The sequence below is a fragment of the Streptomyces sp. BB1-1-1 genome (assembly GCF_031597775.1).
Classification (GTDB): domain Bacteria; phylum Actinomycetota; class Actinomycetes; order Streptomycetales; family Streptomycetaceae; genus Streptomyces; species Streptomyces thinghirensis.
Map to the genome: position 1 here is coordinate 312,151 of NZ_CP134203.1, position 26,345 is coordinate 338,495.

The 26,345-nt window shown below is 74.3% G+C and carries 3 protein-coding genes; all 3 read left to right on the forward strand.

All coding sequences use genetic code 11. From position 1 onward, the window contains the following. Genes RI578_RS01440 through RI578_RS01450 form a run of 3 tightly spaced genes read left to right on the forward strand, consistent with a single transcriptional unit; the run spans position 1 to position 26,317 of the window. Positions 1–10,707, forward strand: coding sequence for an SDR family NAD(P)-dependent oxidoreductase (locus RI578_RS01440; protein ID WP_310869286.1), 10,707 nt, complete (start codon positions 1–3; stop codon positions 10,705–10,707). After that, positions 10,704–25,226, forward strand: a complete 14,523-nt coding sequence (locus RI578_RS01445; RefSeq protein WP_310869287.1) for an SDR family NAD(P)-dependent oxidoreductase — start codon at positions 10,704–10,706, stop codon at positions 25,224–25,226. Before RI578_RS01440 ends, RI578_RS01445 begins: the two co-directional genes overlap by 4 nt. After that, the gene (locus RI578_RS01450; protein ID WP_310869288.1) at positions 25,223–26,317 is read left to right on the forward strand and encodes a MupA/Atu3671 family FMN-dependent luciferase-like monooxygenase; all 1,095 of its coding nucleotides are present in this window, start codon (positions 25,223–25,225) and stop codon (positions 26,315–26,317) included. Before RI578_RS01445 ends, RI578_RS01450 begins: the two co-directional genes overlap by 4 nt. The last annotated feature ends 28 nt before the right edge of the window (positions 26,318–26,345 follow it).

Here is a 26,345-nt window from a genome sequence, read left to right on the forward strand (position 1 = left end):
ATGTCCGACATCCATCGGTCCTTCGACGCCGGGGCCGCACTCCGGTCCCTCGCGGGCCGCCGGTTCGCCACCCGGGTCACCGCGCGGGACGCGGCCGTGCGGGACCACCTCGTCCACCGCACGCCGGTCCTCCCCGGCGTCTTCCATCTCGACCTGGTGCTGCGGCTGGTCCGTCACCTCGGTGTCGATCCGTCCCTGGTCGAACTCCGGCGCTGTGTCTTCATCCGACCGCTGATCGCCGTGGACGACCTCGACCGCCAGCTGGAGGTCACGGTCGGCGAGCCCGGGCGGCGCGGCGGGGTGCCGGTCACCGTACGCAGCCGTCCGCTGCTGGGCGGGGAGGTGGCCGACGAGCAGTGGCAGGTGAACTTCCAGGCGGAGATCCATGTCGCTGGCCCGTGGGAGCCGGAGCCGGTACCGGCAGGCCGGTTCGACGCCGCTTCCGGCCCCGGTTCGCTGGATGCCGACGACCTCTACGCCCTGGCCCGTCAACTCGACATCGAGCACGGACCGTTCATGAAGGTGCAGGGTCGGGTCGGCGCGGGCGACGGCTTCTCGGTCGCCGACGTGCACCTGGACCCCAGCGCGGTCGAGGCGCTCGGGCACTTCCACGTGCACCCCGTCTTCATGGACTTCTCGGTGCTCGTGCCGTTCCTGCAGTTCCCCGAGCCGGTGCGGCGCGGCATCGTCCAGCCCTTCATTCCGATCTACGTCGACTCCTTCCGCGCCCGCCGTTCCCTTCAGGCGCGCACGCTGGTGCACTCACCGCGCCTGCCGAGCCTGCAGGTCGACGACAGCACCCAGGCGGTCGTGGCGGACATCGACCTCTGCACGCCGGAAGGGGAGGTCGCGGTCCGGCTGACCGGCTACCGCGCGAAGCGGGTCCGCACCACCGAGGACATCCGCAAGCACGCGGAGGAGGGCAGGCGGCTGGCCGAGGCGAGGGCGGCGCGGGCCACGGCGCCTCCACGGACACCCGCGCCCGCCGAGCAGGTCGTCCCCCCTGCTCCCAGCGGGGATCTCACCACGCTCGTGACTTCTCTGGTCGCGGCACAGACCGGCAAACCCGCCACCGGCATCAATCCGGACCAGGGCTTCTACGACGAACTCGGCCTCACCTCCGTCGACCTCCTCAACATCGCCGGAAAACTCGAAACCGCACTGAACACCGAGCTCTACCCCACCCTCCTCTTCGAACACCCCACCATCGGCCAACTCGTCACCCACCTCACCGACGAAGGCATCCAAGCCCCCACCGACACCACCCCGCCGGCCGCTCCCGCCACCGGCGGCGACCTGACCGCCCTCGTGACCTCGCTGGTCGCCGAACAGACCGGCAAACCCGCCACCGCCCTCCACCCCGACCAGGGCTTCTACGACGAACTCGGCCTCACCTCCGTCGACCTCCTCAACATCGCCGGAAAACTCGAAACCGCACTGAACACCGAGCTCTACCCCACCCTCCTCTTCGAACACCCCACCATCGGCCAACTCGTCACCCACCTCACCGACGAAGGCATCCAAGCCCCCACCGACACCACCCCGCCGGCCGACACAGCCGCGCCCGCACCGGCCGCGCCGCCGTCCGCCGACGCCCCGATGGCCATCGTGGGCGTGGCCGGCCGCTACCCCGGTGCCCGTGATCTCGACGAGTTCTGGGAGGTGCTGCGCACCGGACGCGACTGCCTGGACGACGTGCCCGCCGAACGCTGGGACGCGGACGCCTGGTTCGCGCCCGAGCCGGGCACGCCGGGCCGCTCGTACCTCAAGCGGGGCGGCTTCATCGAGGGCGTCGACCGGTTCGACTCGCTGTTCTTCAACATCCCGCCGCAGCAGGCCAAGCTGATGGACCCGCACGAGCGGCAGTTCCTGGAAGTCGCCTGGTCGGCTCTGGAGGACGCCGGATACACCCCGGAATCACTGTCGGCGGCGGCCGGCGGCCCCGTGGGCGTGTTCGCGGGTTCGATGTGGGCGGACTACCACCTGCACGGCCTGGAGAGCGTGCGGGACGGCGGCACGGACGTCGCGCTCAGCTGGCTCGGCGGCATCCCGAACCGGGTCAGCCACGCCTTCGACTTCCGCGGTCCCAGCGTCCTGGTGGACACCGCCTGCTCGTCCTCGCTGACAGCACTGCACCAGGCCTGTGAGGCGATACGCCGAGGAGAGTGCCGCACGGCCCTGGTCGGAGGGGTGAGTCTGTCCCTGCACCCGTACAAGTACGTCCGCTCGGCGGCCAACGGACTGCTGGCGAAGGACGGTACGAGCCGCCCCTTCGGCGCGGACGCGTCCGGGTACGTCCCGGCGGACGGCGTGGGTGCGCTGATCGTGCGCCCGCTGGCGGACGCCGAGGCGGACGGCGACCGCATCCTGGCCGTCGTACGCGGATCGGCCGTGAACCACACCGGCCGCACCCCCGGTTACACGATCACGAGCCCGGAGGCGCAGGGCCGGGTGGTCGAGGAAGCCCTGGCTCGAGCCGGCCTCCCGGCGTCGGCCGTGACGCTGCTGGAGGCGCACGGAGCGGCGACCGCACTCGGTGACCAGCTCGAAGTGGACGCCCTGACCCGGACGTTCCGTAAGGAGACCGACGCGGTCGGTTTCTGCGCGATCGGCTCGGTGAAGGCGAACATCGGCCACACCGAGGCCGCCGCCGGCCTCGCCTCGCTCACCAAGATCCTGCTGTGCCTGCGGCACCGCACCCTGGTACCGACACCGCACGCGGGACGCCCGAACCCCGCCATCGACTTCGCCGCGTCACCGTTCCGCCTGCCGGCCGCCGAGGAGCCCTGGACGCCGGTGACCGACCCGGCCACCGGGCGTCCCGCGCCACTGCGGGCGGCGGTCAGCGCGTTCGGCTTCGGCGGGGCCAACGCTCATGTCGTCCTGGAGGAATACGTGTCACCCGAGTCCCCGCCCGCCGGCACGCAGGCGGCATCGGCCCGGCAGGTCGTCGCGCTGTCGGCCCGCACCGGCGAGCAGCTGACCCGGCGGGCGGCCGACCTCGCGGACGCCCTGCGGGCGCGCCCCGAGACGCGGCTCGCCGACGTCGCGCACACGCTCGCCGTCGGGCGACGCCACCTGGGCGAGCGGCTCGCACTCGTCGTCGCCTCCACCGCGGAACTGGCCGACGCGCTCGACACGTTCGCGGCGGGCCGTACACCCGCGGTGCCCCACACCCGTGCCACGGCCCGGCGGGCCACGACCGGAGCCGTTGGGCCCGCGCAGGCGTCGGCGGTACTCGAGAAGCTCGCCGAATCCTGGGCGAACGGCGCCGCCGACACTCTTGCCCCGGTGCCGGGCGGACGACGGATCGCGCTGCCCTCCTATCCGTTCGCCGGGGAACGCCACTGGATCACCCCCGCCGGCGAGCCGAGGAGCGTCCGACCGGAGCGCGCGCCGGAGCCGCAGACCGCGGTCCCCGGCACCGGCAGCGTCCCACTGGACGACCTGCGCCAGGTGATGCTGTACGAGCCTGCCTGGGCGCCCCGTCCGACCCCGCCGGTCACCGTCCCGCTCGACTGCGAGACCGTGCTGGTGCTGGACACGTCCGACGCGCGCTGCGCGACCCTGCGTTCTCGCGTCCGCCCGGTGCTCGTCACCCCGGGCAGCGCATTCGCCCGGCTGTCCGCCGACCACTTCACCATCTCGCCCGACTCCCCCGAGGACCACAGGCAGCTGCGCAAGGCACTCGAGCAGGAGGGCCGTGTGCCCGCCGCGATCCTGCACCTGTGGCACCTCGACGGCTCCGCCCCCGACGGACCGCCGGAGCGGCCGACCGGACTGCTGTCGGTGTACGCGCTGTGCCAGGCATGGGCGGTGGGCCGCCGCGTGGCCCTACCGGTCGTGCACGCCTACCACTCCCCCACGGAGTGCCCGCCGGACGCCTCCGTGGGCGGCCTGGCCCGCGGACTGCGCCTGGAGCAGCCCAAGCTGCCGCTGAGCACGGTCCGGTTCGCCGCGCCCCCGGACGACGCGGCACGGACGACCGATGTGCTGCTCGCTGAGGCGTCGGCGCCCGCAGACCTGGAGGTCCGGCACACCGCGGCCGGTGTCCGCGAGGTGCGCGGCTTCGCGCCCACCCGTCCGCTGCCCGCCGGCACCCCGCTGGCCCGGCCGGGCGGCACCTGCCTGATCAGCGGCGGCACGGGCGGTATCGCCCGGCACGTGGCGCGGCGCATGGCCCGCGCGGCCCAGCCCGACATCGTGCTGTTCGGCCGCTCCCCGGAGGGCGCAACGCAGCGTGAGTTCCTGGCCGAGCTGGCCGGGCTCGGCTCGCGCGCCGCGTACGTCCAGGCCGACGTCACGCGGCTGGAGGACGTACGGCGGCTGGTGGCGACCGCGGAGGAGCGGTTCGGCACGGTCACCGGAGTGATTCACACCGCGGGCGTGGTGGAGGACGGCCTGCTGATCACCAAGACGGGGGACTCCGTCCGGCGGGTGCTGGGGCCGAAGTTCGACGGCGCCCGCAACCTGGACCTGGCCACCGCCGACCGGCCGCTGGACTACCTGGTGCTGTTCTCCTCCACCTCTGCCGTGCTCGGATCCATCGGCACCACCGACTACACCGCCGCCAACGCCTACATGGACTCCTTCGCCGCCTGGCGGGACGGGCTCGTGAAGCGGGGCGAGCGCCGGGGCCGCAGCGTGGCCGTGAACTGGCCGCTGTGGGACGACGGCGGCATGCGGATCAACCCGGCCGTGGAGGCCCAGGTGCTGGAGAGCACCGGGCTGGTGCCGCTGAAGACGGCGCACGGCCTGGCCGCGCTGGAGGCCGGTCTGGCCCACGACGGGCCGCAGCTCGCGGTCTTCGAGGGCGACCGCGCCAAGGTCGAGCGCCTGCTCGCGGTCATCTGGCCGGAACGCGTCCGGACGGCCGACCCGGACGGCAGGGCCGCCCCCGGCGACGGGGCTGCCCCGGACGGCGGGACCGAACCCGTCGACGGGGTGGCCGGCCCGGCGGACGCGGAGCTCGCGGCCGAACTGGAGGCCATGATCGCCGAGACGGTGACGGGAGTCCTGCCGCAGGCCGCGACCCTGTCCGCGGAGCTGACGGCCTGGACCTTCATGGAGCTGGGGCTGACCTCGGTGGACGTGGTGACGCTGGGTGCCCGGCTGGGGCATCAGCTGGGCGTCGAGATCCCGCCCACGGTGTTCTTCCGTCGCACACGTGTCCCCGAGCTGGCGGCTCACCTGGCCGAGGAGCACGGCGAGGCGGTGCGCGCCTGGTACGGCTCGTTCAAGGGGACGGCGGTCGAACCGGGTACACCGGCCACCCGGGACAGCGCCACCGTCGCGCCCGCCCCGAAAGCGCGTGTCTCCGTCGTGGAACCACCCGCCCCCGACTCCGACGCGACGGACCGCGACATCGCCGTGATCGGCCTCGCCGGCCGCTTCCCCGGCGCCTCGAACGTCCACGAGCTGTGGGACGCCCTGCTCGCCGGGCGGGACCTGGTCGGCGACGTGCCGGCGGACCGCTGGGACCACGGCCGGTACCTCGACGCCGACGGCGCGGCGGGGACGACCGAGTGCCCGGCCGGGGGCTTCCTCGACGAGGTGAGCCGGTTCGACGCCATGTTCTTCGGCATCCCCCGGGCCGAGGCCGAGGCGATGGACCCGCAGCTGCGCCTGCTGCTGGAGGTGCTGTACGAGGCGGCCGAGGATGCGGCCGTCCTGCCCGGGCTGCGCGGCAGCGACACCGGCGTCTTCGTCGGCGAGTGCTTCCGCGACTACGAGGGCGAGATGATCGCCCGCGGCCGCCGGCCGGGGCCGTACGACGCCACGGGCATCGCCACCACGATGGCCGCGAACCGGCCCTCGCACCACTTCGACCTGTCGGGGCCGAGCCTGACCGTCGACACGGCCTGCTCCTCGTCGCTGCACGCGCTGCAGTTGGCGGTGGAGTCGCTGCGCCGCGGCGAGTGCTCCATGGCTTTCGCGGCGGGCGCCAACCTGATGCTGACGCCACGCCACTACCTGTCGCTGTCGGGGACGGGGGCCCTGTCGCCGAGCGGCCGCTGTCACGCCTTCGACGAGCGTGCCGACGGATACGTGCCTGCGGAGGCGGTCGCCGCGGTCCTGCTGAAGCCGCTGCGCGCAGCGCTCGCCGACGGGGATCCGGTCCGGGCCGTCATCAAGGGGGTCGCCGTCGGTCACGGTGGCCACACGGGCACGGTCACCGCGCCCAATCCGCAGCGGCAGAGCGAACTCATCGAACGGGCCTGGCGTGACGCCGGTCTGCCGGCGCACACGATGGGTCTGCTGGAGGCGCACGGAACCGGAACGAAGCTCGGCGACCCCATCGAGATCGAGGGGCTGCGCGGCGCGCTGACCGGACGCCCGGGCGACGCCCCGCCGGTCGTCGTCGGCACGGCGAAGGCCCACCTGGGGCACGCCGAGGGCGCCGCGGGCGTCGTGGGAGTCGTCAAGGCGGTGCTGTCCCTGGAGCACGGCCGGATCCCGGCGATGCCGGACTTCCGGAAGGCCAACCCTTATCTCGCCCTGGACAGCGCGGAGTTGGCCATCGCCACGGAAACCTCCGACTGGCCCGCGCGGCCGGGTGTGCCGCGCCGGGCCGGGGTGAGTTCCTTCGGGTTCGGCGGCGCCAACGCTCACGTCGTCCTGGAGGAGGCGCCGCACCGCGCCCGTACGGCGTGGGCGGGGGGCCGCAGCCTGGTCGTGCCGTTCTCCGCCTCGTCCGCGCAGGCGCTGCCCGAGGTGCTGCGCCGGCACCGTACCGCCCTCGACGGGCGGCCCGGCCTGGCGGCGGTGGCCGCCACTCTGCAGCAGGGCCGTGATCCGCTGCCCGCCCGGATCGCCGTGGTCGCCGCCACCGACGGTGAACTGCGCGCGGAACTGGACGCGTTGCTCGCGGGGCCGGTCGACGCGGGAACGGTCCGTGCGGCGCCCGGATCGGACGCGTCGGCCGTCGCGGCCGCGCGGCGCTGGGCCGGCGGGGAGACGGTGGCGTGGACACCGGTCTCAGGTGGCTCCGACGCGCCACGCCTGAATCTGCCCGGCCGGCCCTTCCGGGGCGAGCGCTTCTGGTTGCGCGAGACCGAGCAGCACACCGCACCCGCGCCGGCGGCCCCGCCCGTCCCGGTCGCGCCGGCCACCGCGGCGGATCCGTCCCCTTCGCCCGTTCTCACCGCCGCGGCTCCGGCCCCGGACACCACGACCACTGCCGCCACCGCGGCTCGGCACGCCGCGCGGGACGCCGAGGGGCCTGCCGCCCAGGCTCTCGCCACCGCCAGGTCCTTCATGTACGGGTCCGGGTACGACGCCATCGGCGTTCGGCGCGGCCTGGACCGGCTGGGTGTCGTCGGCTCCCGGCTCGCCGCCCTCTCGGTTCGCGAGCACCTGGGTGCCACCGGTGAGCTGTCCGGCGCCGATGTCCTCGCCGGCCTGCCGCCCGTCGAACCGTACGAGCGCTACGTCGCGCGACTCGCCGACGTGGTGACCGCCGCTCCGCGTCCGCTGCCCGACCCGGCGGCCGAACGAGACCTCGTCGAGAAGGAGTTCGACGACCTGACGATCGACCACCCCGAGGTCGGCGACCTGGTCGCGCTGGCCCGGGCCGTGATCCCACACATCCCGCGCGTCGTGACGGGCGGCACCTCGGCAATCGAACTGTACTTCGGTGGGGAGGTCGCGGACCTGCTGAGCCGCGTCTACCACGGCAACGCCATCGCCGACCACTACAACGCCGTGGTGGCCCACTTCGCCGACGGCTACGTCCGCGAGCGCCTGGCGCGGGACCCCGGCCGCCCGGTGCGGATCCTGGAGGTCGGCGCCGGCACCGGCGGCACCACCGGGCCGGTCGTGGAACGCCTGGCGGGCTACGGAGCCCGCGTCGAGTACACCTTCACCGACATCTCCGCCTCGTACTTCCGCCAGGCGCGCCGCAAGTTCGCCGACGCGGGCCTGCCGATGGTGTTCTCCACGTTCAACCTGGAGCACGACCCGGCCGCCCAGGGCGTCGAGGAGGGTGCGTACGACCTGCTGATCGCGTCCAACGTGGTGCACGCGACGGAGGACATCACCAAGTCGGCGGCCCATTTGCGCCGGTTGCTGTCCGACGGCGGCCTGCTGCTGCTGAACGAGATCACCTCCAACATCGACTACCAGTTCCTGCTGTTCGGAATGATCCCCAGCTGGTGGACCTGCCGGGACACCGAGCGGATGCCGGGCGCCCCGTTGCTGGCGCAGGACCGCTGGCAGGACATCCTGCGGCGGGCCGGCTTCGCGCAGAGCTGGGTGCAGACGCACGACAACGGCGTTCCGGACGAGGACGACCAGTGTGTGATCGTGGCGCGCGCCGAGGGCGGTCCGCCGTCCGCCACCACGCGGGACGAAACCCGAAGGACGGTGCCCGCCGCCGCGACGCCCGCCGCCTCCGGGCCGGCCGACCCCGAGGAAGGTGTGCGGGCCCATCTGCGGGAGGTCGTCGCCTCTTTCCTGTCCGTCTCGGCGGACAGCGTGGACGAGCAGACCTCCTTCACCGAGCTCGGTGTCGACTCGCTCGGCACCATCCAGCTCGTGCGGGAGCTGGAGGAGGACTTCGGCAAGCTGCCCAAGGTCCTGCTCTACGAGGCCGGAACGGTCGCCGCGCTCGCCCGGGAGCTACTGGCCCGCGCACCGGAGAGCTGCGCCCGCTTCGCCCGCGAGCCCGGCACCGCTGTGACCACCGGGACATCCATGACGCCCGCTGTGGCGGCGAGGCCCGAGGACGAGACCGGGACCGATGGCGCTGTGCGGCGGGACCCCGTCGCCATCGTCGGCATGGCCGTCCGTATGCCCGGCGCACGGACCACACGGGCCCTGTGGCGCGATCTGCTGGCGGGCACCGACCACGTGACCGAGATCCCCGCGGAACGCTGGGACTGGCGACCGCTGTTCGGCGACCCGCACCGCGAGCCGGGCACGACCAACAGCAAGTGGGGAGCCTTCGTCGACGGGGTCACCGAGTTCGACGCCGAGTTCTTCGGGATATCCGGGCGTGAGGCCGAGGTGATGGACCCGCAGCAGCGGCTGATGCTGCAGACGGCCTGGCACGCGGTGGAGGACGCCGGACACGCGCCGTCGTCGCTGCGCGGCAGCGACACCGGTGTGTTCGTCGGCGCCACCTCCCACGACTACACGGCGCACCTCGCCCGCGTGGGCCGTTACCGGGAGCCGTACGCCGTCAACGGCAACGCCAAGACGGTGCTGGCGAACCGCGTCTCCTTCGAGCTCGGAGTGCACGGGCCGAGCGAGGCCGTGGACACCGCCTGCTCCAGCTCGCTGACCGCACTGCACCGCGCGGCGCGCGCCATCGAGAACGGCGAGTGCTCCAACGCCCTGGTCGGCGGGGTGCACCTGCTGCTGGCTCCCGACATGTACGTCGCGCTGGGCCAGATGGGCGCGCTGTCCCCGGACGGCAGGTGCCATGCCTTCGACCGGTCCGCGAACGGCTTCAGCCGGGGTGAGGGCGTCATCGCGCTGTACCTCAAGCCGCTCTCCCGCGCGCTGGCCGACGGCGACACCGTGTACGCGCTGGTGCGCGGCAGCGGGGTCAACCACGGCGGCCGCGCCCAGTCGCTGCCGGTGCCCAACCCGGCCGCCCAGGCGGCGCTGATCTCACGGGTGCTCCGCGACTCGGACACCGACCCTCGCACCATCGGCTACGTCGAGGCGCACGGCACCGGCACGGAGGTCGGCGACCCGATCGAACTGCGAGGCCTGCGCCGGGCCTTCGCGGAGCGTGCGGGCCTCGGGGAGGACGAGCGCGTGGACGCCTGGTGCGCGGTGGGGTCCATCAAGTCCAACATGGGACACCTGGAGGCCGCGGCCGGTCTCGCCGGCGTGGTGAAGGCCGCCCTCGCCCTGCGGTACGGCGAGATCCCGCCGAGCATCCACTTCCACGAGGCCAACCCGCTCCTCGACCTGGACGGCAGCCCGTTCCGTATCGCGGACCGCCGTGAGGACTGGCCGGCGCCCACCGACGACCGGGACGGGACGCTGCCCCGCAGGGCGGCCGTGAGCTCGATGGGATTCGGCGGCTCCAACGCCCACGTGATCCTGGAGGAGTACCCGGACCACGCTCCGGGCGCCGCCGCCGTCGAGGCGGGCCGGCTCGAACTGTTCGTGCTCTCGGCCCGCGACGAGGGTCGGCTGAGGGACGCGGCCCGTGCGCTGGCGGATCGCCTCGACGGCGACCGTACGGTCTCCGCCGCCGAGGTGGCACACACGCTGCGCACTGGCCGGAGCGCGCTGGAGCACCGCCTGGCCGTGGTCGCCGGCACGCTCCCGGAGCTGGTCACGGCGCTGCGCGCGCACGCCACGGGCCGCAGCGACGACCGCCTGTTCACCGGCCGGGCCGGCAGCGCCGGGCCGGTCGCCGGGCCCACGGACGATCCGCGGGCGCTGGGCCGCCAGTGGGTCGAGGGGAAAGCCGGCGCGGAAGCTCTCGCCGCCCTCTCCCCGGCCGGTGTCCGCCGGGTGAGCCTTCCCGGCTACCCCTTCGCGCCCAGCACGTTCTGGGCGACGGCCGAGGCCGGCACACACCCCGACACCGCCGATGCGGACCATCGCGGGAACCGGACCTCCGCGACCGCCGAGGACGACGCCCCCGAGGAGCTGGTCGCCATGCTCGACGCCCTGAGCCGGGGCGAACTGACCGTTGACGACGTGGACCTGAGCCTGGTCCGGAACGACGGGATGGAACGATGACACCGAACACCGAAACCGTCCGCCGCCTGGTACTCGAGCGAGTCCGCGGCGGGCAGCTCGACCCGGCGGTGGCCGCCCGGCTGCTCGCCCGCGCGGGCGGCGGCGCCGACCCGGCCGGCGGCATGGAACTCGTCGGGTACACCCCCGTCTGGGAGCCGGCGGCCCCACGCCCGGCCGCGTACCCCGCTGTCACGGCCGGTGACGTCCTGCTCGTGGTGGACGGCGCCGACACACACCTGCCGGCCGGTGTCCGGGCCGTCCGGCTCGGCATCGACCTCGACGGGGACACGGAGTCGTGGACGGCGTACCTGCGCAAGGAGACCGCACGGGGCAGGCGGCCGCGCGGGCTGGTCTTCGACCTGCCGGCCGGCACCACTCGGTGCGGGCGTGCGGTCGAGCTGGTGCTTCCCGCGCTGCGCGCCCTGATCTCCGACCGGGCGGAAGGCCCGATGCCCGTCGTGTTCCTCACCGGCCGGTCCCGCCCGGAGGCGGGCGCCGCCCTGGGCGCGCTGGCGCAGGTGGCGAGCGCCGAGGACCGCAGACTGCGGGCGGTCTGCGTCCAGGTCGACGACGTGCCGGCGTGGGCCGAGGACGCCTTCCAGGTGGCTCTCGGTGAACTGTCCGCGGCCCGGCCGGGCCTGGCCCAGGTGCGGTACGGCGCGGACGGCCGGGAGATCCGGGTGCTCCGCCCCCTCCCGGCCCGTCCCGACCGGCCGTCCGCGTTCCGCGACGGCGGCCGGTACCTGATCACCGGCGGTGCCAGGGGCATCGGGCTGCGTCTGGCTGCGCTGCTCGCCCGGGAGCATCACGCCCGGCTGGTCCTCACCGGCCGTTCCGAACCCGACGCGGACCAACTGGCCGAGTTCCGCCGTCTGGAGGCGGCGGGTGCCCAGGTCGTCCACGTCCGCGGGGACGTCACCCGCCACCGGGACGCGCAGGCGGCCGTCGACGCCGCCCAGCGCGAGTACGGCGGTCTGGACGGTGTGCTGCACTCCGCCGGGCTGAACGAGGACTCCTACCTGGTCAACAAGGACACCGCGTCGGCGCACCGGGTGCTGTCCGTGAAGTTGGACGGCGCGGACCACCTGGACCGGCTGACGTCCAATCTGCCGCTCGACTTCTTCGTCCTGTTCTCGTCGACGTCGGCCTACTTCGGCGCCCCGGGGCAGGCCGACTACGCCGCCGCCAACCGGGCGCTGGGCGAGCTGGCCGCCGCCCGGGCCCGGCGGGTCGCCGCGGGCTCGCGCCACGGCGCGTCGGTGGCGGTCGCCTGGCCGTTGTGGGCCGAGGGCGGCATGGCGATCTCGGCGGACAACCGGCGGGTGCTGGAGGAGATGCAGGGCATGCTTCCCATGCCGACCGAGGTGGGGCTGCGTGCCCTGTCCGACGCCGTCGTCGGCGGGGAGCCCGAGACGCTGGTGGTCTACGGTCGGGCCGACCGCATCGGCGCCTGGGTGGCGAAGGTGTCCGCGGAGGAGGCCACCGGCGACGCGGGGCCAGAGGCCGCAGCCGCGACCGCCGTGAGCAGCGAGGACCTGGTCACCGCCGCGGAAGCGTACCTGCTGGACCTCGTCACCGAGACGGCGAGACTGCCCTCCGGACGGCTCCGCGCCGACCAGGAGTTCTCCACCTTCGGTGTCGACTCGATCCTCATCAAGAAGCTCACCGCCACCCTGGAGGACCGCTTCGGCGACCTTCCGGTCACTCTGCTGTTCGAGTACCGGACCGTGGCCGAGCTGGCGCGCTTCCTCGCCGACCGGCGACCGGACGCCCTCCGCTCGGCCCTGGGTCCGGACACCCCGCGGGCCGCCGGGCCGGCCGGGTCGCCGGCCGTCACGGGACCGGCCTCCGTGGACCGGAAGCAGCCGGCGCAGGCAGCGCCGGGCGAACTCGGCGGCGGTCTGCCCTACGACCAGGCGGTCGCGATCGTGGGCGTCGGCGGGCGGTATCCGGGCGGTGCCGACCTGACGGAATTCTGGCAGTCGCTGGCCGCCGGCACCGATCTGATCCGTGAGGTCCCCCGGGACCGCTGGGACAACGACCGGCACCTCGCCGCCCGGCGGGGCACGCCCGGCGCGATCACCGGCAAGTGGGGCGGCTTCCTCGACGACGTGGCCCGCTTCGATCCGCTCTTCTTCGCCATCTCGCCCGGCGAGGCCGCCAAGCTCGACCCGAACGAGCGGATCTTCCTGGAGGTCGCCTGGGCCGGGCTGGAGCACGCCGGATACTCGCGGCGCAGGCTGCACGAGACCACCCGCGTCGGCGACACGCACTCCGTGGGCGTCTTCGTCGGTGTGACGGGCTCCCAGTACGGCCTCGTCGGCGCCGAGCAGTGGGGCCGCGGCAACAAGGTGTTCGCGCACTCCATGGACTACTCGATCGCCAACCGGCTCAGCTACGTCCTGGACGTGCACGGCCCCAGCATGGTCCTCGACACCGCCTGCTCGGGCTCGCTGACCGCGCTGCACCTGGCCTGCCGCAGTCTGCTGTCGGGCGAGACGAGAATGGCCATCGCCGGCGGGGTCAACGTCAACATCCACCCGATCAAGTACGCGACGCTGACCGACATGCGGCTGCTGGCCTCCGACGGCCGCTGCCGGGCGTTCGGCGAGGGCGGTGACGGTTTCGTGCCGGGCGAGGGCGCCGGGGCGCTCATTCTCAAGCGGCTGTCCGACGCCCTCGCCGACGGCGACCGCGTCCACGCCGTGGTACGCGGAACCGCCGTGAACCACGGGGGCCGCAGCAACGGCTACACCGTGCCGACCCCGCGCGCCCAGGGTGCGGTCGTCGCGGACGCCCTGCGGGCCGCCCGCGTCGACGCGCGCACCATCGGGTACGTCGAGGCGCACGGCACGGGGACGGCCCTGGGCGACCCGGTCGAGGTCGAGGGACTGAAGCGGGCGTTCGCCGAGTACACCGATGACACCGGGTTCTGCGCGATCGGCTCCGTGAAGTCCAACATCGGCCATCTTGAGGCGGCGGCCGGGGTGTGCGGCATCACCAAGGTCGTGCTGCAGTTCGCGCACCGCACCCTGGTCCCGACACTGCACAGCGAGCCGGTCAACCCCAGGCTCAACCTGGAGACCACCCCGTTCCGACCGCAGCGGACCACCGCTCCCTGGCCCGCGCCGGAAGGCGCACCCCGCCGCGCCGCGGTGAGCTCCTTCGGCGCGGGCGGCGCCAACGGCCATGTGGTCCTGGAGGAATGGCCCGCTCCGCAGGGCTCCGGGGACGACGGCCGCCCGTACGCCGTGGGCCTTTCGGCGCGGACTCCCGAGCAGCTGCGGCAGAGGGTCGAGCACCTCGTCGACGACCTCGCCCGTGACCCGGACCGCGCGCTGCGCGACATCGCCTTCACCCTGCTGACCGGCCGGGAGGAGTGGGACCACCGGCTGGCGGTCGTCGCCTCGTCGGTCGGCGAACTGCTCGCCCGCCTGCGTGGCCACCTGGACGGCGAGGTGTCGCCGGCCGTGCGCACCGGTCGCGCCGATGGTGGCGAAGCACCCGCGGACGTACGACCCTCGTCGATGGAAGGGCGTTGGGGCGAGCTCGCCGACGCCTGGGTGGCCGGAGCTCTCGTCGACTGGCGGGCGGCGTTCGCGGACGGTCCTCGTCCGACACCTGTGCCACTGCCGTCGTATCCGTTCGGCGGCAAGCGGTACTGGGTGGATCTGGTCGAGGAAGCGGCCGACACCCCGGACACCGGGCTCGCGGTGATCCGCCGCACCGACGCGGTCATCGCCGACCACACGGTGCTGGGCCGGCCCGTGGTCGCCGGGGTCGTCCAGCTGGGGCTGGCACGGCAGGCGGCCGGACTCACCGACGGCGCCGTGGTGTTCCAGGACGTCCGCTGGCGGGTGCCGCTGGAGGTCGAGGACGACACGCTGGACGTGGCCGTCCGCTTCACCGGGGACGGCACGTCTTTCGAGATGTGCGGCACCGGGACCGGAACGGTGCACTCCAGCGGCCGGCTCGCCGCCGGCGACGGAGCGGCCCTCGGCCGGCTCGACGTGGCCGCGGTCCGCGCCCGGTGCACCCGGCGCGTCGACGCCACCGAGGTGTACGACAGGGCGCAGGCCGCGGGACTGCGGTACGGACCGCTGTTCCGGGGACTGGTCGCACTGCACCGAGGAGACCGCGAGGCCCTGGCGGAGCTGTCCCGGCCCGGGTCGGACGCCCCGGCGTGGGCGACCGAGGCCGCGATGACGGACAGCGCTCTGCACGCCGTACAAGGGGTGTTGCCCGAGGACGACGGCCGCACCGCGCTGCCCGCCTCGGCGTCCCGGATCACCTTCGGCGCATCACCTCTTCAGGCGCGCTACGCCCACGTCACGCTGGTGGCCCAGGACGCCGAGCGCGGCACCGCGCGGGCGGACATCGCCCTGGCCACCGCCGACGGCACCGTGCTGGCCCGGTTCGAGGGGCTGCGCATCGCCCGCCCCGCCGCCCGGTCCGCGGCGCCCGCGCGGGAGGGAACCACTGCGGAGGACAGCGTTCCGCTGTACCGCCCGGTGTGGCGCCCGTCGGCGGCGGGCCGGCCGGCACCGGCCGGCGGCAGCGGTCCGGTCCTCGTCCTGGGCACCGCCCGCGATCACGGCCTGGGCAGCGCGTTGACCGCTCGCCACCGGGCGGCCGGGCACCCGGTCCGGCACGTGCTGCTGGAAGACGTCGCCCTCTCGGCGGAGTCCTTCGGCCGGGTGCTGGACGAGGCCGGTGACCCGGGGACCATCTGGTTCCTGGGCGGCGTCGAGGAACGGCTGTACTCGGCCGACGACCTGGGTCAGCTGACGGAGGCGCTGGACCGCGGCCCGGTGGCCCTGTTCCATCTGCTCAAGGCCCTGGACGCGCAGCGCGCGCGGACCGGCGTACGCGTGCACGTGGTGACGTCCGGTGTGCAGGCGACCGACGAGGCCCTGCCGGCCCGCAACCCGTTCTCCGGAGGGCTGCCCGGACTCGTCGCCGCGGCGTCGCGCGAGCTCGGCTTCCTCTCCCTCAGCTGTGTCGACGTCGCTCGCGAGGACCTGCTGCGATGCGCCCGGCTGAACGACTGGGCCGCCCTGACCGGGCAGTTGACCGCCGAGCCCGCCGCCCGTCCGGCGCACCCGGTCGCCCTGTGCGGCGGGGTGCGGTACTCCCAGGAGCTGGAGCGCGTCGACGTGTCCGGCGGCGAGGACGTACTTCCCCTGCGGGAAGGCGGCCGCTATCTGGTCGCCGGCGGCGCCGGCGGTCTGGGCACGGTCGTCGCCGAGCACCTGGCCGCGGCGTACGGCGCCCGGGTCCTGCTCACGGGCCGCAGGCCGCAGGAGGAGCTGCCCGAGCGCGCCCGGGCTCTGCTGACCGCCGTGCCGGACCAGGTGGCGTACACGGCCGCGGACGTCACCGACGAGGCCGCACTGCGACGGGCGGTGACGTGGATGCGCGAGACGTGGGGCGGCGTGGACGGCGTCGTCCACTCGGCGTTCGTACTGAACGACCGCACGCTCTCGCGGATGGACGAGGAGACGCTGCGCTCGTCGTTCGGTCCGAAGGCGTACGGCACGGTCGTGCTCCAGCGGGTGCTGGCCGGCGAACCGCTCGACTTCTTCGCCGTGTTCTCGTCCGCCATCTCGCACAACGGCAATGCGGGACAGGCCAACTACGCGGCGGCGTCCACGCTCCAGGACGCGTACGGCCGTTTCCTGGCCGCCCGGCTGCACCGGCCGGTGCGCATCCTCAACTGGGGGCTGTGGGGCGAGAGCGGTTCGGTCGCCACCGACGACTACCGGGCCCGGGTGACCGCCCGGCTCGGTGTCGAGCCCATCAGCGACTCGGCCGGTCTCGACGCCTTCCGGCGGGTGCTCGCCGGTCCCGCCGTGCAGGTGGCACCGGTACGGCTCGCCGGGTCCGGGGACGAGCCGGCCGGGCGTCCACCGGCCGTCTCGTCCGCCTCGCCCGCCTCGCCCGCCTCGCCCGAAGCCGTGCGCGTGGCCGAGACCGCGGCACGCAGGCGGACCGCCGACGACGCACGACTGACCGGGGCGGACTTCTTCGCATCCCTTGAGCCGTACGCGCGAGTGCTCTTGCGCGACGCCTTCCTCGGCCACGGCGCGTGGCCCGAGCCCGGCACGACCGTGGCCCGCGACGAGCTCGTCCGCCGTCTCGCCGTCGTGCCCGTCCAGGAGCGGCTGCTGGACGCCGCCCTGTACGCGCTGACCCGGGGCGGACACCTCACAGCCAACCCGGACGGCACGCTCACCGTTCCGGCCACCGAGCCGGAGGTTCCGGACCCGGCGGCCGCCGCGGCCCTGCGCGACCGTCTGGTATCCGCCTATCCGCACGCCACCGCGCTGGCCGACCTGCTGCGCGAGTGCACCGAGGTGCTGCCGGAGGTGCTGTGCGGCCGGCGCAGCGGACTGTCGGTGCTCTTCCCCGGCGGCAGCGACCACAAGCTGGCGCCGCTCTACCACGACGACCCGCGCTCGGAGCACTTCAACGCGGTGTGCGCGGCTGCCGTCGCCGGCTATGCGGAGCACCGGTTCGGCGAAGGTGACGAACGGCTGCGGCTGCTGGAGATCGGCGCGGGCACCGGCGGCACCAGCCGTCCCGTCCTCGACGCGCTCCAGCCCTTCGGTGACCGCTTCGACTACGCGTTCACCGACCTGTCCCCCGGCCTGGTCCGCAAGGCGCGCGAACGGTTCTCCGAGCCGTACCCGCAGGCCCGGTTCTCGGTCCTCGACATCGCCCGGGACCCGGCGTCCCAGGGCTTCGAGGAGGGCGGGTACGACGTCGTCCTGGCGGCGAACGTGCTGCACGCCACCCCCGACGTACGGCACAACGTGCGTGCCGCGGCCCGGCTGCTGCGGCCGGGAGGGCTGCTGGTGGTCAACGAGGGCACGCGGGTACTGGACGCCGTGACCATGATCTTCGGCCTGACCGAGGGCTGGTGGGCGTACGACGACGGAGAGCTGCGGCAGCCCCACTCGCCGCTGCTCACGCCGGGCGCCTGGCGGTCGGTGCTGCTGGACTCCGGGCTGCGCGGGGTGCGGACCGTGGGCGCGGCCGGGCCGGACGACACAGCGGCGGGCCAGCACGTGCTGCTGGCCGAGCGCGACGCCTGGCCGGTGCCCGAGCAGCGGGCCCCGGAACCGGCCGGTACGGCGACCGATGAGCCGGCGCCTTCGCAGCGGGTGGCCGCACCTCCGGTTCCCGAGGCGCCGGTGCCCGACCTGGCCCAGGCCGCCACGGCCTATCTCCGGCGGGTCTTCGCCGACGTACTGAAGGTGGACGAGGCGGAGCTGGACCCCGCGGCGCCCCTGTCCTCGTACGGCACCGACTCCCTCGTCGGCATGGAGGTCGCCGACCGGATCGAGGCCGATCTGGGGACCGCGCCGCGGCACGTGCCCTTCGAGTCGACGTCCCTCGACGGGGTCGCGGCGGCACTGCTGGAGGCTGCCGCGGAGCCGTTCGCCCGGTTCACCGGGGCGGGGGCGACGGAGCCCGCCGCCGAGCCGCCGGCGTCCGGCGCCGAACTGGCCGAGGTGGCCACGGCCTATCTGCGGCGGATCTTCGCCGATGTGCTGGGGCTCGACGAGACGGAGCTGGACGCGGCCGCGCCGCTGTCCTCCTACGGCACCGACTCCCTCGTCAGCATGGAGGTCGTCGACCGGATCGAGGCCGACCTCGGCCCCGTCCCGCGCACGATTCCCTACGAGTCGACCTCCCTGAGCGGTGTGGTCGAGGCGTTGCTGGACGATCCGGCGCAGCCGCTGGTCCGCCTGGTCGACACCAGCACGCCGACGGTGCCCACCCGGCGCCGCAGGCGGCCCGTGCCGGCCGGAGCACGGCCCGAGCCGGCCGGGAGCGACGCCTCGGAGGAGGCTGCCGCAGCCGCCCCGGCACCGGGCACGGTGGCCACTCCGGTCGCCGCGCGAGCACCCGCTGCGACGGCCGCTCCGGTCACCACGCGGGCACCGGCCGCCACCCATGCGCCTCGCACCGTGACCTCTTCGGCCACCGCGCACGCTCCCGTCGCCGACCTGGCAGAGGCCCAGGCCAAGCCGCCGTCGGCCGTGGAGGACCCCCTCGCGATCGTCGGAGTCTCCGGCCGCTTCCCCGGCGGCGACACGCTCGACGGCCTCTGGGATCACCTGCGCGCGGGCCGTCGGGCCGTCACGGAGGTGCCCGGCGACCGCTGGGACCCGGCGGGCGCGGACGGCACCGGCCGCTGGGGCGCGTTCCTCGACGACGTGGAGGCCTTCGACCCGCTGGTGTTCCGGATGTCGCCGCGGGACGCGGAGCGCAGCGACCCGCAGGAGCGGCTGTTCCTGGAGGCAGTGTGGACGGCGCTGGAGGACGCGGGGACGACGCGCGCCGGGCTGGAGCGCTCGGCGCGGGCCACGGCCGGCACCGGTGTCGGCGTGTTCGCCGGCCTGATGCACAGTCCCTATCAGGTGCTGGCCGCCGAGTTGCGCGGCGCGGGGTCCGACGCGCACGCCCATTCCGCGCACTGGTCCGTGGCCAACCGCACCTCGCACGTCTTCGGCTTCACCGGGCCGAGCCTCGCCGTGGACACGGCGTGCTCGTCCGCGCTGACGGCACTGCACCTGGCGGGCGAGGCCGTGCGGCGCGGCGACTGCGGCGCGGCCGTCGTGGGCGGGGTCAATCTGATCCTGGACCCGTCCCACCACACCGCGCTGGCCGGTATGAAGATGCTCTCGCCGGACGGCCGCAGCCGCTCCTTCGACCAGGACGCCGACGGCATGGTGCCCGGAGAAGGCGTCGGCGCCGTCGTCCTCAAGCCGCTGTCGGCGGCGCTGCGCGACGGCGACCGCGTCCACGGGCTGGTGCTCGGCACCGCCGTCAACGCGAACGGGGCGACCGACAGCATGGTCACCCCGAGCGCAGACGCGCAGGAGGAACTGCTCCGTCGGGCCCTCGCCCGCGCCGGCGTGCGCCCTGATGGGGTGCAGTACATCGAGGCCCAGGCGACGGGCTCCCCGCTGGCCGACCCGGTGGAGGCCGCGGCGCTGGCCCGGGTGTTCGGCGGGCGCGGCACGGCGGTCGGCTCCGTCAAGCCGTCGCTGGGACACCTGGAAGCGGCCTCCGGCATGGCCCAGTTGGTCAAGGTGCTGCTGCAGATGCGGCACGGCGAGCTGGCCGCCACGCTGGACTGCCCGCGGCCGGTCGAGGAGTTCGACGGCCGGACACTGCGCCTGGTGCGCGAGCGGGAGCCATGGCCGGGTCGCGTGCCCCCGGCCGAGCGCGTGGCCGCGATCAGTTCCTTCGGCGCGGGCGGTGCCAACGCCCATGTGGTGGTGGCCGGACCGCCCACCCCGGCACGGACACCGGCTCCGCAGGACGGGCCGCGGCTGGTGCTGCTCTCGGCGCGCCGGGAGGAGCAACTGCGCACTCACGTCGAGCGGTTGCGTGATCATCTGGCGGCGCTCGGCACCGCTGCGCCCGCGCTCGCGGACGTCGCGCGGACGCTCGCCGCGGGCCGTGAACCCCTCGGCCGGCGGCTGGCCGTCGTCGCGCGTGACGTGCCCGAGCTGCTGACCCTGCTGGGCGGCCACCTCGCGGGCGAGCGGCCGGAGCGGGTCAGCACCGGTCATGCCCCCGCCGACGCGGACACCGAGTATGCCGTCCCCGCCGATGTCGATGCCGGCGCCGGCACCACGACGCTCGTCGCGGCGGGCGCGGCCTGGGCCACGGGCGCCCGGCTGACCGGCGCGGACGGGGCGCTCGGCCACACCGACGGACGGATCGTGTCGCTGCCGGGCTACCCGTTCGCGCGGACGGTGCACCGCCTGCCCGCCGAGCCGGCTCCCGCCACGGCCGCCCGGACGCCCGACGCGGACCGCGCGGAAACGCCTCACCGCACCCCGGCGCCCGCCGCTTTCACATCCCGGGCATCACAGTCCCGGCAGCCCTCGGACCTGGAGGAGAACGACGTGTCAGAGACCAACGGCCACCTTGCGTCGGAGGCCGTCGAGCGCATACGTACGACCGTGGTGGACGCGGTGGCGGCGGTGCTGGGGGTACGGCCGGAGGACATCGGCCTGGACGAGCACCTCAGCGACTTCGGCTTCGACTCGGTCACGGTCATCGACCTGGCCGACCGGGTCAACGCCGAGCTGGGCACCGCCCTGAACCCGGCCGACCTGTACGGGTTCCGCAACGTCGGGGCGCTGGTCCAGGCGCTGGCCCGGCAGACCGCCGGAGCGGCGGCACCGGCCCCCGCACGGGACGAACCCGCTGCCGCACGGCAGGAGCCCGCACCCCCGACGGCCGTACGGGAGGAGGTCCCGGGCGGACACGCGGACGAGCCCGTCGCCGTCGTCGGCATGGCCGGGTCCTTCCCCGGCTCCCCCGACCTCCCGGCGTACTGGGCCCATCTGCTGGCCGGACGGGACCTCGTCGGGGAGATCCCCGCCGAGCGCTTCGACTGGCACGACATCTACGGCGACCCGAGCACCGACCCGGAGAAGGTGCCCTCCCGCTGGGGCGGCTTCCTCGCCGACGCCGACCTGTTCGACCCTGGCTTCTTCCGCATCTCGCCGCGCGAGGCCAAGCTGATGGACCCGCAGCACCGGCTCTTCCTGGAGACGGTGTGGCGGACCGTCGAGGACGCCGGGCACGACCCCGCGTCCCTGGCCGGCACCGATACGGGCGTCTTCGTCGGCTGTGGTTCCACCGAGTACGCGACGCTGCTGCTCCAGTCCGGCGTCGAGATAGACGGCCAACTGGCCACCGGCAACGCGCACAGCGTCCTGGCCAACCGGGTCTCCTTCCTGCTGGACCTGCGCGGTCCGAGCGAGCCGGTGGACACGGCCTGCTCCTCCAGTCTGGTCGCCGTGCACCGCGCGGTGCGGGCCATCCAGGACGGCGAGTGCTCGGCGGCGATCGCCGGCGGCGTCAATCTCACCCTGACCCCCACGGGTTACCTGGCGTTCGGCAAGTCCGGGATGCTCGCCGCGGACGGCCGCTGCAAGACGTTCGACCACCGCGCCGACGGCTATGTGCGTGGTGAGGGGGTAGGCGCGGTCCTGCTGAAGCCCCTGTCGGCGGCCCTGCATGACGGCGACACGGTGTACGCGCTCGTGCGCGGTACGGCGGTGAACCACGGCGGCCGGGCCGCCTCGCTGACCGCGCCGAACTCCGGATCGCAGGCGGCCGTGATCACGGCGGCCCACCGGCGCGGCGGCACCGATGCCTTGCTCGTCGGCTACGTCGAGGCGCACGGCACCGGGACCGCCCTGGGCGACCCGGTCGAACTGAACGGCCTGACCCAGGCGTTCCGCGAGTTGGGAGTGGGCCCCGATCGGGGCCAGTTCATCGGGCTCGGCAGCGTCAAGACCAACGTCGGCCACCTGGAGACCGCGGCGGGGATCGCCGGTCTGATCAAGATCGTGCTGGCGATGCGCCATCGCATGCTCCCGCCGACCCTGCATGTCGAGCGGCCCAATCCGCTGCTGGACCTGGCGGGCAGCCCGTTCCACCTGGTCGATTCGGCCCGTCCCTGGGACCGGCCGCGCACCGCCTCGGGGGCCGAGGCGCCCCGGCTCGCCGGGGTCAGCTCCTTCGGCTTCGGCGGGGTCAACGCCCATGTGGTCGTCGAGGAGTTCGTCGACCCGCGTCCGGCCGACGTCCACGACGGCACCCCCGAACTGTTCGTCCTCAGCGCCCGCACCGACGACCGGCTCAAGGAGTACGCGGCGCTGCTCGCCGACCACGTGGCACGGGCGGCGGCTCGTGGCGGCGACGCGGTCGACCTGCGGGCACTGGCCCGCACGCTCCAGCTCGGGCGGCCCACGCTGGAGCGCCGTCTGGCCGTGGTCACCGACTCGGCCGCCCGGCTGGCGGACGCGCTGCGGGCGTTCGCCACCGGGGAGAAGAACGACCTCGCCGTCGAGACCACCCCGGCCGCCCCCGACCGGACCGCCGCCGGCCTGCTCGACGACGACGACCGGGCACGTGTGCTGGAGCTGGCCCGGTCCGGTGACCTCGGCAAGGCGGCGGCGCTGTGGGTGCGCGGCACGGACATCGACTGGTCGGCGCTGCACGCCGGTGCCCCGTGGCGCCGGGTGGCCGGACTGCCCACGTATCCGTTCGCCCGCGAGCGCCACTGGCTGCCTCCGGTTCCGACCCTCGCGCCGGCCGCTCCTGCCCCGGCCGCAGCGCCGGCGAACCCCGCTCCCAGTCCCACGGCGCCGCCCGCCCCACTTCCGGCGGCGGTTCCGGCGGCCCCGGCCACGCCCACCCCCGCCGCGGCAGGCCCGGTCTCCCCCACCGCCCCACCGCTCCCGGTGGCTTCCCCCGTGGGCGGTGCCGCTCCTTCGGCGAACGGCACCGCCCCGACGACCGCCGTCACCGGCCCTGGGCCCAAAGCCCCGTCCGTCCCGGTCCAGCCCACCGCCGCGACCGCGGCCGACTCGACCGGCGCGTCCGCGGCGGGCCCGGCCTCCGGTTCCTCCGAGGAACTGGCCGCACAGGTTCGGGTCCTCCTGGCGGAGGGCATCGGGCTGCCGCCCGAGTCCGTGGACGCCGGCCGGGACCTGGCGGCGTACGGCGTCGACTCGATCTCCGCCCTGCGGATCATGCAGCGCATCCAGGCGGCGTTCGGCGACCACATCCCGATGGCAGCGATCTTCGAGTGCACGACCCTGAACAGCCTGGTCCAGCACCTGATCGACGAGTACGGTGTCTCCCCGCACGGCACGGCGGCCGGGGACACCGAAGCAGCCGCCCCGCACACGTCGGAGGCGCCCGCCGAGCCGGTCGCCGCCGCCCCGGAGGCAGCCGTCGTCCCTTTCGGCGATGACGGCCCCGGCACACCGCTGTACGGCCTGCCCGGAGCCACCGGCGAACTGACCTGGCTGCTGCACCTGCGCGCCTGGCTCGGCGCCGAAGGAACGGTCCGGGGCGTGGAGTTCACCTCCCCGGCGCCGCACGGCACGAACAACGGCCACGGTCTGACCGAGCTCGCCGAGACGTGCGCCGGCGCGATCCTGGCCGACCGCCCCGTAGGCCCGTACCGACTGGCCGGGCATTCGATCGCCGCGCGTCTGGCGGCGGAGACGGCCCGGATCCTGACCGACGCCGGGCACGAGGTCGCGCAGCTGATCCTCCTGGACGCACCCGGACCCGACGCCACGCTCGCGGAGGACGCCGCGGCGGACGTCCGGGCCGTGGCCGAGCAGTTCGCCGCCGTGTGGTCCGGCAGTCCGCTGACGACGACCGGCACCGGTCCGGACCGTGAGTCCGCCCTGCGGTGGGCCGCGGAGTCCCTCTCCTTGCTGCCCGGCATTCCCCTGCGCGGCACGGAACTCGCCGAGCGCCTGGCCTTCGCCGCCGACTGGCGCGGGGTGCTGCGCCGGGCGGCCGGCGACACCGCGGTCCGCCCGCTGGCCCTGGCCGGCCGGACCGCCGTCCTGGCCACACCCGACGCCAGGTCTTGGGACCGAGCGCTCGTGCCGCCGCCGGCGCTGCTGGAACCGGTGACGGTGCCCGGCGGTGCGGTGTCCCGCGAGGGCGCGGCCCTGCTGGCCGCGCGCACCGCTGAGCCGACGCCCGCGGCGCGGACACCGCTGCGGATCACCGACCGCGAGGTCCGCACCGTGCCTGCGGAGGACCGCCACTTCCTGGTGCCGATCAACCGCAGCGGCGGCAAGACGCCGTCGTTCTGGGTGCACCACCTGTTCGGGGATGTCAGCTACTGCATCTACCTGTCCCGGTATCTCGGCATGGAGCACCCGCTGTACGGCTTGGAGCAGCTCGACTCCGACCTGCGGTTCACCGAGTTCCCGTCGATCGAGGCGATGGCGGCCCGCTATGTGGCGGAGATCCGCGAGGAGCACCCCGAGGGACCGTATGTGCTCGGCGGCGCCTCTTTCGGCGGCATCCTCGCCTTCGAGATGGCGCGTCAGCTCGTCGAGGCGGGTCAGGAGGTGTCGCGCCTGTACCTGGTGGACGCGCTGCTGCCGGGCACCGGTGCCTGGAACGGCGTCGACAACACGGTGATCACCGAGGAGAACCAGGACGCGGTGACGCTGATGCTGATCGGCAACTCCGCCTCCCAGCTGTGGAAGGCCGATCCGACGCTGACCATCGACGAACTGATCGGCATGTCCAGCGACGAGGCCATCGACCACGTCACCCGGCATGTCGTGGAGGGCTCCCCGGCGCAGCTCTCGGCGGACGAGGTGCACCGGCTGGTCCGCACCCGCTTCGCCCTGCTCGACCTCAACGGCAAGCTGCTGCTCGACTACGAGGCCCGGCCGTTCGCCCGCCCGGTGCGCACGACGGTCTTCCACGCCACGAAGGGCTTCTCCGCCGCGGAGAACCCGTACGGCATGCCCGCCATCGGGCGGGACGACTCCGACACCACCAACGGGCTCGGCTCGCTCGCCGGGGACGACGTGAGCGTCCACGACCTGGACGCGGACCACTTCACGATCGTCCTGGAGGACAACCTGCGCGCCATCGCCGAGGTCGTGACCCGCACCCTGCCCGCTCTCGCTCCGAACGGACCGCGCTCATGACCGACTTCAGCGTCTACTTCTTCTCCTCCAACGACCGCAACGGCTTCGGGGACCGGTACCGGTTCGTCCTCGACGTCGCCCGCGCCATCGACGACAAGGGCTTCAAGGCCATCTGGACCCCGGAGCGCCATTTCCAGGAGTTCGGCGGCAGCTTCCCCAACCCGTCCGTCCTCAGCGCGGCCCTGGCGGCCACGACGAAGAACCTGCACCTGCGGGCCGGCAGCGTCGTGCTGCCGCACCACCACCCGGTGCGGGTCGCCGAGGAGTGGGCCCTGGTCGACCAGCTCTCCGGCGGGCGCGTCGGCATCTGCCTCGCCACGGGCTGGCACAAGGGCGACTTCGTCTTCCACCCCGACCTGTACGACACGCGGCGGGAGTACACCTTCGGGCACATCGAGACGCTGCGCGCCCTGTGGCGCGGGGAGCAGGTGGCGTTCCCGGGCCCGGACGGGCAGCCCCTGAACGTGCGCACCTACCCGCGCCCGCACCAGCCGGAGCTGCCTCTGTGGCTGGTGCACACCTCCAACCCGCAGACGTGGCTCCAGGCGGGCCGCGCCGGGCTCAACGTCCTGACGCTGCTGGACAGCTGGGAGCGCCTGGAGGAGAACATCTCCGCCTACCGCGGGGCGCGGGCCGAGGCCGGGCTCGACCCGGCGTCCGGCATCGTCACCGTGGGTCTGCACACGTTCGTCGGCGACGACGAGGCGGAAGTGAAGCGGATCGTGCACGATCCGGTCCGGAACTACCTGTCCTCCTTCGTCGCTCAGAAGCGCAACGACGCCGCCGTCGACGGAGCGTCGTCGGCCATGAGCGACGCCGAGCACAAGGCGCTCGTCGACATCGCGGCGGAGGACTTCTACCAGCGCCGCTCGCTGCTCGGTACGCCCGACAAGTGCGCGAAGGTGGTGCGGCGGCTCAGCGACATCGGCGTCGGCGAGATCGCGTGCCTGGTCGACTTCGGCGTCCCGTTCGAGACGGTCCTGGGCATGCTGCCCAGCCTCGACGAGCTGCGGGCCCGCTTCGCGTCCCCCGCGCCTTCCGCCGCCGCGGCCCCGGACGACGCCCTGTCCTGGTACTACGCCCGGAACTGACACCCCGCAGTCCGGTGCCCGGCGGCGG